The organism is Metabacillus sp. 22489, assembly GCF_052044855.1.
Classification (GTDB): domain Bacteria; phylum Bacillota; class Bacilli; order Bacillales; family Bacillaceae; genus Metabacillus; species Metabacillus niabensis.
In genome coordinates this window covers 72,277-84,176 of record NZ_JBQENT010000021.1, presented here as the reverse complement: position 1 = coordinate 84,176, position 11,900 = coordinate 72,277, and the positions used below count along the sequence as shown (strand labels likewise).

General features: G+C 35.1%; 9 protein-coding genes and 1 rRNA gene. 1 reads left to right on the top strand and 9 read right to left on the bottom strand.

What is annotated here, in order from left to right:
• From ACTJJ9_RS13860 to dnaA, 9 genes are all read right to left on the bottom strand, one after another.
• Positions 1-319 (bottom strand): 16S ribosomal RNA (locus tag ACTJJ9_RS13860); the annotation flags it as partial.
• A 255-nt stretch (positions 320-574) separates the two neighbouring features.
• On the bottom strand, positions 575-1,663 hold the full coding sequence (locus ACTJJ9_RS13855) for an HD-GYP domain-containing protein (RefSeq protein WP_145583897.1): 1,089 nt from the start codon (positions 1,661-1,663) through the stop codon (positions 575-577).
• 194 nt (positions 1,664-1,857) lie between these two features.
• Positions 1,858-4,356, bottom strand: a complete 2,499-nt coding sequence (gene gyrA, locus ACTJJ9_RS13850; RefSeq protein WP_145583899.1) for a DNA gyrase subunit A — start codon at positions 4,354-4,356, stop codon at positions 1,858-1,860.
• Between the two features lie 314 nt (positions 4,357-4,670).
• On the bottom strand, positions 4,671-6,596 hold the full coding sequence (gene gyrB, locus ACTJJ9_RS13845; protein ID WP_174879145.1) for a DNA topoisomerase (ATP-hydrolyzing) subunit B: 1,926 nt from the start codon (positions 6,594-6,596) through the stop codon (positions 4,671-4,673).
• 55 nt (positions 6,597-6,651) lie between these two features.
• Positions 6,652-6,897, bottom strand: coding sequence for an extracellular matrix regulator RemB (gene remB / locus ACTJJ9_RS13840; protein ID WP_095302030.1), 246 nt, complete (start codon positions 6,895-6,897; stop codon positions 6,652-6,654).
• A 1-nt stretch (position 6,898) separates the two neighbouring features.
• Positions 6,899-8,026, bottom strand: coding sequence for a DNA replication/repair protein RecF (gene recF / locus ACTJJ9_RS13835; protein WP_095302031.1), 1,128 nt, complete (start codon positions 8,024-8,026; stop codon positions 6,899-6,901).
• Between the two features lie 16 nt (positions 8,027-8,042).
• Positions 8,043-8,258 carry a S4 domain-containing protein YaaA gene (gene yaaA, locus ACTJJ9_RS13830; protein WP_095302032.1) on the bottom strand — a complete coding sequence of 72 codons (216 nt, stop codon included), beginning with the start codon at positions 8,256-8,258 and terminating at the stop codon, positions 8,043-8,045.
• Between the two features lie 207 nt (positions 8,259-8,465).
• On the bottom strand, positions 8,466-9,602 hold the full coding sequence (gene dnaN / locus ACTJJ9_RS13825) for a DNA polymerase III subunit beta (RefSeq protein ID WP_095302033.1): 1,137 nt from the start codon (positions 9,600-9,602) through the stop codon (positions 8,466-8,468).
• Positions 9,603-9,822: 220 nt separating this feature from the next.
• Positions 9,823-11,175: a chromosomal replication initiator protein DnaA gene (gene dnaA, locus ACTJJ9_RS13820; RefSeq protein ID WP_095302034.1), complete on the bottom strand. Its 1,353-nt coding sequence runs from the start codon at positions 11,173-11,175 to the stop codon at positions 9,823-9,825.
• Between the two features lie 546 nt (positions 11,176-11,721).
• Between dnaA and rpmH the strand changes: the two genes are divergently transcribed.
• Positions 11,722-11,856: a 50S ribosomal protein L34 gene (gene rpmH / locus ACTJJ9_RS13815; RefSeq protein WP_026561635.1), complete on the top strand. Its 135-nt coding sequence runs from the start codon at positions 11,722-11,724 to the stop codon at positions 11,854-11,856.
• Positions 11,857-11,900 lie beyond the last annotated feature (44 nt).

The following is an 11,900-nucleotide window of genomic DNA, read 5'->3' as shown; positions in this document are numbered from 1 at the left end:
TGGCCGATCACCCTCTCAGGTCGGCTACGCATCGTCGCCTTGGTGAGCCGTTACCTCACCAACTAGCTAATGCGCCGCGGGTCCATCTGTAAGTGATAGCCGAAACCATCTTTCAATATTGAACCATGCGGTTCAATATGTTATCCGGTATTAGCTCCGGTTTCCCGGAGTTATCCCAATCTTACAGGCAGGTTACCCACGTGTTACTCACCCGTCCGCCGCTAATCTTTGGGAGCAAGCTCCCTCAGATTCGCTCGACTTGCATGTATTAGGCACGCCGCCAGCGTTCGTCCTGAGCCAGGATCAAACTCTCCAATAAAGTGTTTGACTTGCTCATTGTGTACTTAATAGTACGATTTGTTGTTAATCGAAATTAACGTTGGCACGCTTGGTTTTGTTTAGTTTTCAAAGAACTTTCGTCGTCCAAAAGCGACCTCTTAAATATATCATATATTATCGAATTTTGTCAATAACTTTTTTATATTTATAAGAGTTATAAATCAGCTCCGATTAGCTGACTTTTAGAAGTATACCAACTTTATCATTCTAAGTCAATACAGATAGAGCAATTTTTTTAAATAATTTCTTCAATAAATAGGTCCGTTCTATTCTTCAGTGAAATTATTTCATCCTTGCCTAATATCTTAATCATCGGTCTCGTAGGATACTGCTCATCAATAAAAACAATTTCAGCTGATAGTCCATTTGATAATCTCACTTTTGTTCCAGATGAAAACTTAAGAAGTCCTTTTTTTAATTCAGTAACAATACTTAAATCAAATCGTCCAAAATCATCCTGAATTATTTGCTCTAAAACCTTAAAAGGGGATTGCTTACTCCGATAAGGTCGAACAGACACCATCGCTTGATATGTATCAGCCAATGCGACAATTTTGCTATATGGATGTAATTGAGCTCCTTTTACCCCTAATGGATAACCACTACCATCTATTCTTTCATGATGCTGTAAAACGCCTATTTTGACACCTTCTTTTATTGACATTACATTTTTTAATAACTGATAACTATAAATTGGATGTTGTTTAATTCCTCGATATTCTTTTTCCGTCAGTGTAATATTTTTTGCAGTTATGCTTGCATCTACCTTAGCCATGCCACTATCACAAAGTAACCCAGTTATCGATATTTGGTTGATATCCCCTTGCTTATATCCTAATTTTTTTGCAAGGAATGCACTTAGTAAAGCAACAGATACAGAGTGATGAAAAAGATAATCCTCTTTATTACAATAATGATAGAGCTTAAAAGTTTCCTCCAAATTATTAGTTAATAATTCCTCTATTAAAGGTAAAATGATGTGCCTCACCTTTGAAATATCCATTTGACTACCTGACTGCCATCCTATATATAGTTGCTTATATGAGTTTACAGCACTTATATACTGTTTATAAAAGGACTGCTCTATTTTTACACCCATCTCTTTTCTATCAATATGTATTTTTGCTTCTCCTTCAGCCTTCACTTCTTGACCATTTACTTGTTCATCTTGAATTTCGACTTCATTTATTAAAAATGCATTTAAAACGTCAATAATATGATTTGTAACAACTGTATTTTTTAGGATTAAAGTCTTATTAGTTGCCGAAAGAACATCATCAGCTAAAATACTTCCTTCAATTAATTGGTTTACGCGAATTTTCAAATTCTCCACCTCCTACTTACATTATAGATTCACTAGGAAAATGTGTCTATTTTTTAAAGTGGTTTCTTTCATTTCATTTGCTATTCGAAAGTTTTTTAGTTCTTATGTCATACGTTGTATGGTATCACCTTACATAAAAAAAGCTGGTGGGTTTATGCTCCCACCAGCTTAACAAAAGGAAATAACGATTTTATTTACTCTTCTGTATTTTCTGTTGTACCTTCAGTTGTATTTTCATTTGTGTCTTCTGTTTCAGTTTCTTCTTCTTCTTTTTCTACCAATGCTACTGTTGAAACAGAGACATTATCATCTAAGCGAATAAGTTTAACACCTTGTGTGTTTCGCCCCATAGTTGAAATTGAATCAACATCCATACGAATGATTATACCACTTGCTGTAATCAGCATTAAATCTTCTTCACCGGTTGCTGCTTTAACAGAAACGACATGGCCGTTTTTATCTGTAATATTACATGTTTTTAAGCCTTTTCCGCCACGACTTTGAACTCTATACTCTTGAGAAGGCGTTCTTTTACCGTATCCATTGCTTGTAACAATGAGGACATCTACACCATCTTCAAGTATTTCCATTCCCACAACCTCATCTTCTTCATCAAGAGAGATACCTTTTACACCTGTAGCAGTACGTCCCATTGAACGGACATCAGTTTCAGGGAAACGGATAAGCATACCGTTTTTAGTACCGATAATAATATCTTTTGTACCATCAGTTAGCTTAACAGAGATAAGCTCATCTTCTTCACGTAGATTTACAGCTATTAACCCATTATTTCGAATATGTGCAAATTGAGATAAAGGAGAGCGTTTAGAAATTCCTTCTTTTGTTGTAAAGAATAAGAACCAATCATCAACAAACTCAGACACTGGAATTATCGCATTTACCCATTCACCTTTATCAACACTTAGAAGATTAATAATCGGTAGTCCTTTTGCAGTTCTACTAAATTCAGGAATTTCATATCCCTTTGCCCGATACACCTTCCCTTTATTCGTAAAGAATAGCAGCGTATCATGTGTAGAGGTTGTAAGTAAATGTTCAACAAAATCATCTTCATTTGTTCCCATTCCTTGAACCCCTCTACCTCCACGTTTCTGACTACGATAAGTTGAAACTGGAAGACGTTTAATATAGCCATTATGTGTTAATGTAATAACAACATTTTCTACAGGGATTAAATCCTCATCTTCTATATTTTCAAGTCCGCCAGCTACAATTTCAGTACGTCGTTTATCATTAAAACGTTCTTTTACTTCAGTAAGTTCTTCACGGATGATTTCTAAAACTTTCTCTTCATCAGCTAAAATTGCCTTTAATTCAGCAATTAACTTAACAAGTGATTGGTACTCTTCTTCAATCTTTTCACGTTCTAAACCTGTTAGTCTTTGTAAACGCATATCTAAAATTGCTTGCGCTTGTTTTTCGCTTAGAGAGAATTGTTCCATTAATCCATTTTTAGCAATTTCAGTTGTTTGTGAATTACGAATAAGCGAGATAACTGCATCTAAATGGTCGAGAGCTATTCTTAACCCTTCTAAAATATGTGCGCGTGCTTCTGCTTTTCTTAATTCAAATGCTGTTCTTCGCTTAATAACAACCTTTTGGTGATCTAGATAATGGGATAGCATTTGTTTTATATTTAAAACTTTCGGATGACCATCCACTAACGCTAGCATATTAATACCAAAGCTAGTTTGTAATGCTGTTTGTTTATATAAATTATTTAATAAAACATTCGCGTTTGCATCTTTTCTCACTTCAATTACAATACGCATACCGTCACGGTCTGATTCATCTCGTAAATCTGTTATTCCGTCGATTTTTTTATCACGTACAAGCTCAGCAATTTTTTCAACTAGTTTTGCTTTATTTACTTGATAAGGAATTTCTTTAACTATAATAACCTGCTTGCCAGATGCTTTCTCTTCAATTTCCACCTTAGCACGAAGAGTGATTGAGCCACGACCCGTTTCATATGCCTTGCGAATGCCACTTCTTCCAATAATTTGACCTGCAGTAGGAAAATCTGGTCCAGGGATGATTTCCATTAATTCTGGTATAGTCATATCAGGCTCTTTACTAATCGCTAGAACGGCATCAATAACCTCACCAAGCTGATGTGGTGGGATATTCGTCGCCATACCAACAGCGATACCAGTCGCTCCATTAACAAGTAAATTAGGGAATCTCGCTGGTAGAACAGCTGGCTCTCTTTCTGATCCATCATAGTTATCTTGATAGTCGATTGTATCCTTATTAATGTCACGGACTAATTCCATTGAAATTTTCGACATTCTTGCCTCTGTATAACGCATTGCAGCTGCAGAATCTCCATCAACAGACCCAAAATTCCCGTGACCATCCACTAGCATATAACGAAAGTTAAAGTCTTGAGCCATCCGAACCATTGTTTCATAAACAGCAGAATCACCGTGTGGGTGATACTTACCGATTACTTCTCCAACAATACGCGCGGATTTTTTAAATGGTTTATCAGAGGTCATACCTAAATCATTCATCGCATAAAGAATACGGCGATGAACTGGCTTTAAACCATCACGAACATCAGGTAATGCACGAGATACAATAACACTCATTGCATACCCTAAAAATGATTCACGCATTTCACTACTAATATTTCTTTCAATTACATGTGACTTTTCATTTTCCGACATACTAAGATAACCTCCCTTAGTCATTCACATTTAAATTGGGAGTGATTTATTTTCATTCTAAATAGATTCTACATACCCAATTAAATTGAAATGCACGAGTGTTTAATCCATCTTTGTCATATACTTAAATTAATATAAGAGGTAGCCGTACAATTTTTCAAAATAACAGTCTACCCTTCATTATATCAATAACAGATCAAGATTACACATTAATTTCCTTGTATATTTCACTGTAAGCCAGGCTAGTCTAACATTATGTCACACTAAACAGCCTACTATAAGAAAACACCTCACCGTAAAATGAGGTGCATTCCTTAAATATCTAAATTTTTAACATATTGTGCATTTTCTTCAATAAAGTTTCGACGCGGCTCTACTTTATCACCCATTAATGTATCAAATATTTCATCTGCATCAATTGCATCTTCTAACGTAACTTGAAGCAATGTTCTTGTCTCAGGTGCCATCGTCGTTTCCCAAAGCTGTCCTGGGTTCATTTCTCCTAAACCTTTATAACGTTGAATACCAGGTTTAGGCTGCTCAGGCATCTCAGCTAAGTAAGTTTCCAATTGCTTATCATTATACGCATATTCAATACGTTTACCTTGCTGAATTTTATATAGTGGCGGCTGTGCAATATAGATATAACCTGATTCAACAATTTTACGCATATATCTGTAAAAGAAAGTCAATAGCAATGTCCGAATATGTGCACCATCGACGTCAGCATCGGTCATGATCACAATTTTGTGATAACGAGCTTTTGAAAGATCAAAATCTTCACCAATCCCTGTTCCTAACGCAGTGATAATCGATCTTATTTCATTGTTAGAAAGAATTCGATCAAGTCTTGCCTTTTCAACGTTTAAAATTTTACCTCTTAAAGGTAATATCGCTTGGAAATGTCTATCTCTTCCTTGCTTTGCAGAACCACCCGCAGAATCACCCTCAACGATATACAGCTCACTTATTTTTGGGTCTCTTGAAGAGCAATCTGCAAGTTTACCAGGTAAATTAGAGATTTCTAATGCACTCTTCCTTCTCGTTAATTCACGGGCCTTTTTAGCTGCTAATCGTGCTCTAGCTGCCATGAGTCCCTTTTCGACAATTTTCTTTGCAGTCGAAGGATTCTCTAATAAAAATTTATCAAACGCTTCTGAAAAGATTGAGTCTGTTACAGCACGAACCTCTGAGTTCCCTAACTTCGTCTTTGTTTGCCCTTCAAATTGCGGATCAGGATGCTTAACGGAAATAATTGCGGTAATCCCTTCACGTACATCCTCACCGGAAAGATTATCATCACTTTCTTTGAAGATTTTATTTTTTCTTGCATAATCATTAATAACACGGGTCAAAGCTGTTTTAAAACCTGATTCGTGAGTCCCACCTTCATACGTATGAATATTGTTAGCGAAAGAATATATATTACTTGTGTAGCTATCATTATACTGAATCGCTACTTCAGCCGTAATTCCATCCTTTTCTCCCTCAATATAAACAGGCTCATCATGAATCACTTCACGAGTTCGATTCAAATGTTCTACATATGATTTAATTCCACCCTCATAATGGAATTCATCGCGACGTTTAGGTTCCCGCTTATCTTCAATCGTTATTTTTAAACCACGGTTTAAGAAAGCTAGCTCTCTAATTCGTGTCGCAAGAGTTTCATAATCATAGGTAGTTGTTTCAGTAAAAATTTCGGGATCTGGCTTAAAGTGTGTAATTGTTCCTGTAATATCCGTTTCTCCAATTACTTCTAAATCAGCAGCAGGGACACCTCTTTCAAACTTTTGAAAATGGATTTTCCCTTCACGGTGAACTGTAACAGTTAATTCTGTTGATAGAGCATTTACGACAGATGCACCAACACCATGCAAACCACCAGAAACCTTGTAACCTCCACCACCGAATTTCCCTCCAGCATGCAGTACGGTCATTATAACTTCAACCGCTGGACGACCCATTTTTTCATGAATTCCTACTGGGATTCCTCGGCCGTTATCCTTTACTGTAATGCTGTTATCTTCTTCTATTACTACATTGATTTCATCACAAAATCCCGCTAACGCTTCATCAATACTGTTATCGACAATTTCCCATACAAGGTGATGAAGCCCTTTTCCACTAGTAGAACCAATATACATACCAGGACGTTTCCGTACTGCTTCTAAACCTTCTAGTACTTGAATCTGACTTTCATCATAGGCTTGTTGGGCCTGATTTTCTTCAATCGCCATATTCATTCACCTACACTTTTCCTAGAGCTTAGCATTTAGCTAACTCTTCACATAATTAATTTATATCAAAAGCATGTTGTGCTCGTTTTTTTAATGTACTTGATGACAATGGGGAAAAATAAATTTTATCTATTGTTACAATAATTGATTTCGCTTTTCCGTTCGTAAGCTTTACAATTTTTGCTTTCTGTTTCTCGTAGAACTCTGTAACAATAGTTGAAGCTTGAGAGGATTGACGATCCAATATCATGACTACTTCCTTAGATGGGACAACATAGTTGTCACCAAGATGAATATACAAGTTAATCACCTCTTTTTTCGACTGAAAGTTTTCCAGCCTCAACGTGGAACGTCGCAGCTTCTTTTAATGTTTGATGGTCAATGCCTTCGACGCTTGTCGTCGTTACAAAGGTTTGGACTTTGCCTTGAATAGTATTTAGCAAGTGAGATTGTCTGAAGTCATCAAGTTCTGATAATACATCATCGAGTAGAAGAATCGGGTATTCTCCAATCTCTTGATGAATTAAATCAATTTCAGCTAATTTCAATGATAATGCAGTTGTCCTTTGCTGTCCTTGCGATCCATATGTTTGCACATCATGGTCATTAACATAAAAAAGCAGGTCATCTCTATGTGGCCCAGCAAGTGTTGCTCCTCGTTCAATTTCTTTCTCTTTTATTTTGGAAAATTTCTCCTCAAATACTTTTATCATTTTTGTCAAATCATGATCTTCTGATACATCAACAGAAGCTTTATATTTAATTGTTAATGATTCTAAGCCTCTGCTAATTCCTGAATGAATTGGCTGAGCCCACTTTTGTAATTCATGAATAAACTTTAATCTTCTGTTAATGATCTTCGCAGCAGCTTCACTAAGTTGAGCAGTTAGCACTTCAAGCATCGTTTGATCAGTTTGCTTTTTCATTTGCAGCATTTTCAGATAATTGTTTCTTTGCTGCATAATTTTTTGGTAACGACTCAAATCATGAAGATATATCGACGATACTTGCCCGATTTCCATATCAATAAATCTTCTTCTTACTTGCGGACTACCCTTGACCAAGTTTAAGTCCTCTGGTGCAAACATAATCACATTCATTGCCCCTACATACTGGCTTAACCGCTCTTGTTCAATAAAGTTCAATTTTGCCTTTTTGCCCTTTTTGGCAATGACTAATTGAAGGTCAGTTGAATGATTGTATTTCTCCACACTACCTTCTATTTTAGCATATTCTTTGTCCCAACGAATTAATTCTTTGTCATTTGATGTACGATGTGACTTCGCCATAGCAAGTACAAAAATTGATTCCATAACATTTGTTTTTCCTTGAGCATTTTCACCAAGGATAACATTTACTTTATTTTCAAACTCTATCGATAAATCATCATAATTCCGATAATTTTTTAGTGTTAATTCTTTTATAAACAATTTTTGTGCACCAACTTTAATTTTTCACAATATATGTGCCAAAATCTGGAATGTAAATGATGTCTCCATCTCTTAATTTTTTACCACGACGATTCTCAGGCTCATTATTTACAAAAATTTCATATTCACCTAAAAACCATTTAGCCATTCCACCTGATTGTATGACATCTGCTAGTTTTAAAAATTGCCCTAATGTTATATATTCATCATCAATTTTAACTGGTTTCGCCATGGTAACCACCCTTCGTTAGAAGTCACTAACTATTAATAATACTAAAAAACTGCACAAATGTACAATCCACCTATTTTCTCTCGATACTGTCCATTCCAGACAGACAATCTAAACGACACTAGTGTGTAAGTTAGGACTTTTTGCTTAATTTAATGTTCGCAATAAAGAAAAAGGACTGAAATGAATCAGTCACTTTTCTAATCGTTCCTAATATGTTCTTACAGGTAAAATAAGTTGTAAAATTGAATCATCATTTGTTGCGCGGATAACAAATGGTCTCATTGCTCCTGTAAAGTTAACATTTATTTCAGTTCCTTCTAATGCTTTTAATGCATCCATCACATATTTTGCACTAAAGGAGATTTTTAATTCTTCTCCAGTAATATCTGCTGTTTGAATTTCCTCGCTTACTTTACCAATTTCTGGTGAATTCGATGATATTTCTACAGTTCCACCAGATAATGTTGAAAGTTTAACAACATTGTTACGAGCTTCTTTAGCTAATAATGATGCACGATCAATCGCTTGTAAAAAATCTTTTGAATTAATTGTCATATTTGTTTTACTTTCATTTGGGATTAATCGAGATGTATCAGGATAATTTCCGTCCAATAATCTTGAGAAGAAAAGTAAATTTTTCGCTTTAAATAATACTTGGTTTTCTGTAATAACAATCTCAATTAATTCATTCGTATCATCAAGAATTTTGCTTAATTCATTAAGGCTTTTTCCTGGTATTACGACATTATAGGAGCTTTGATTTTCGGCAGTAATTGGAGCTTTTCTCAAAGCTAATCTATGGCTATCAGTTGCGATACAGATTAGCTCATTATTTTCCAACTTCCAATTTACACCGGTTAAAATCGGTCTAGTTTCTGATGTTGAAACAGCAAAAACTGTTTGACGAATCATTGTTTTTAATAAGTCTGTAGGAATTTTGAAAAGATTCTCCTCTTCAATTTGTGGTAAAAGTGGATACTCTTCAGCATCTAAACCTATTAAGCTAAATTCTGCTTTTCCAGAACGAATAATTGTTGAATGATGGTTTCCAACTTCAATTTCTACAAGATCCATAGGGAGTTTCTTTACAATTTCACTGAAAAATCTAGCTTGTAATACTATACTTCCTGTTTGAATGATTTCTACTATTTCGTTTCCATCTTCCTCAGTAGGAATAAATGATTCAATCGAAACATCTGAATCACTTCCTGTTAAGGTAACTCCTTCAGAATGTGCAACGATTTTAATCCCAGTCAAAATTGGAATAGTAGTTCTTGAAGATACAGCTTTCATAACATCCTGTACACTTTGAACTAATTTATCTCTGTGTATCACGAATTTCATCATACATCCTCCTACTTTTTGAGATTTAATTGGTATATTTATTTTATTTAAAAATATAATAGAAGTACTAGTAGGGACTGTTAACATGTGGATAACTAAGCGAACGAACGGAAACACAGTCTATCCACATGTGGACAGACTGTGTATATATCTCTCTTTGTTATTCACATTATTCTAAGTTTAACATAAAAGATTTCGAACTCTTCAAGCTAAAGATAGACTAGTTTCCCTTTAATAGGCTTGTAATCTCTTTAAGTTGCCTTTGTAATTGTTCGTCAGTTTGAAGCATTTTTGAAATTTTTTCATGGGCATGGATAACTGTCGTATGATCACGACCACCGAACTCCTCCCCAATTTTAGGAAGAGATGAATCTGTTAATTCCCTAGATAAATACATAGCAATTTGTCTAGGAAATGCAACAGATTTTGTTCGCTTTTTAGCCTTAAAATCCTCTAATTTAACTTGAAACTCCTGTCCAACAATGCGTTGGATATCGCTTATTGAAATAATTTTAGGCTTAGCATTCGGAATAATATCTTTTAAAGCTTCTGCAGCTAAATCAGCATTAATATCTTTATTTATTAATGAAGAATAGGCGACTACTCTTATTAATGCTCCTTCTAGTTCCCTAATATTCGAATCTATTTGATTGGCAATATAAAGCATGACTTCATTTGGTATATCTAGGCCTTCAGCTTTAGCCTTTTTTCGTAGAATTGCAATTCTTGTTTCTAAATCTGGTGGAGTAATATCTGTAATTAATCCCCATTCGAACCGTGAGCGAAGCCGATCCTCTAACGTTGGAATTTCTTTAGGAGGGCGGTCACTGGAAATGACAATTTGCTTGCTCTCTTCATGCAACGTATTAAACGTATGGAAAAATTCCTCTTGTGTTGATTCTTTTCCAGCAAGAAACTGAATATCATCAATAAGGAGAACGTCAACACTACGATATTTATTTCTAAAGTCTACGGCCTTATTATCACGAATTGAATTAATAAATTCATTCGTGAACTTTTCGGAGGATAAATAAACAACTTTTGCAGAAGGATTATGATTAATGACATAATGTCCAATTGCATGCATTAAGTGGGTTTTGCCTAGTCCAACTCCCCCATAAATAAACAATGGATTATAGGCTTTAGCTGGTGCTTCCGCGACTGCTAACGATGCTGCATGTGCAAATCTATTACCGGAACCGATAACGAATGTATCAAAAGTATATTTTGGATTAAGCATACTTTGAGGCAATTCAATTTGTTCATCGTCGTGAGAATTGATTTGTTTTATAGGAGAATTAGGAACAAAGTCATTATCCTTTTGATTTTGGGGAATAATAACCTTTACTGAAAATTCCTCTCCTGTTAATTGATAAATGGTATCAACGATTAAGTGTAAGTATCTTGATTCTAACCAGTCACGAGCAAACTCATTAGGGGCTGTAATTGTGAGAGTATCGCCTTTAATGCTATGTGCGGTAGTAGATTTTAACCACGTTTCAAAGCTCGGCTTACTTATTTTCTTTTCAATCTCATCAAGAGCCTTACTCCAAAGTTCGGAAATATTCTCCATTTAGTGTCTTGTCCCTCCTTTACCCAAGTGCCCTGCTTGTTTTGTATAACATTTGTACAAGGTTAGTATATAAATGTATAAACATACAATTGCGAAAAATGTGTACAAACATATAATATAGTAGAAAAGCGTCTTTTCGACAAAAATATAGTTTTGTGGACAACTACTTACACAAGGTGTTTATAACTTTTCCACATGTTATCCACAAATTGTGGATAAAGGAAATATCCACATAAGATATTAAGAGTGAAAACACAAATATAATATCAAAATAAATTTAGAGATGCAACGATTTTCGAAAACTTATCCACATAACTAATCTATTGTTAAAATAATTTGTCCACAATTAATAAAGTTGTGAAAAACTTGTCGATAAGTAATGTGGATAGAAAAGAAATGTGTCGAAATATTATCCACAGTGTCAAATGATAAGAGGGTTGCTTGTATTTTGTACACTCCTAATAACAAAGGTTGACAATTTCACTAGTTGATCACTATAATTAATAAGACTGTCTTTAATTGTTATTCCTCAGGGAGGTGTCATATATGAAACGTACTTATCAACCAAATAAACGTAAACGTAGTAAAGTTCATGGTTTCCGTAGCCGTATGAGCACAGCTAATGGACGTAAAGTTCTTGCTCGCCGTCGTCGCAGAGGAAGAAAAGTATTATCAGCATAGGCCACTGAAAAATCAGTGGTCTTTTTTTTCAATAGCTATGTTAA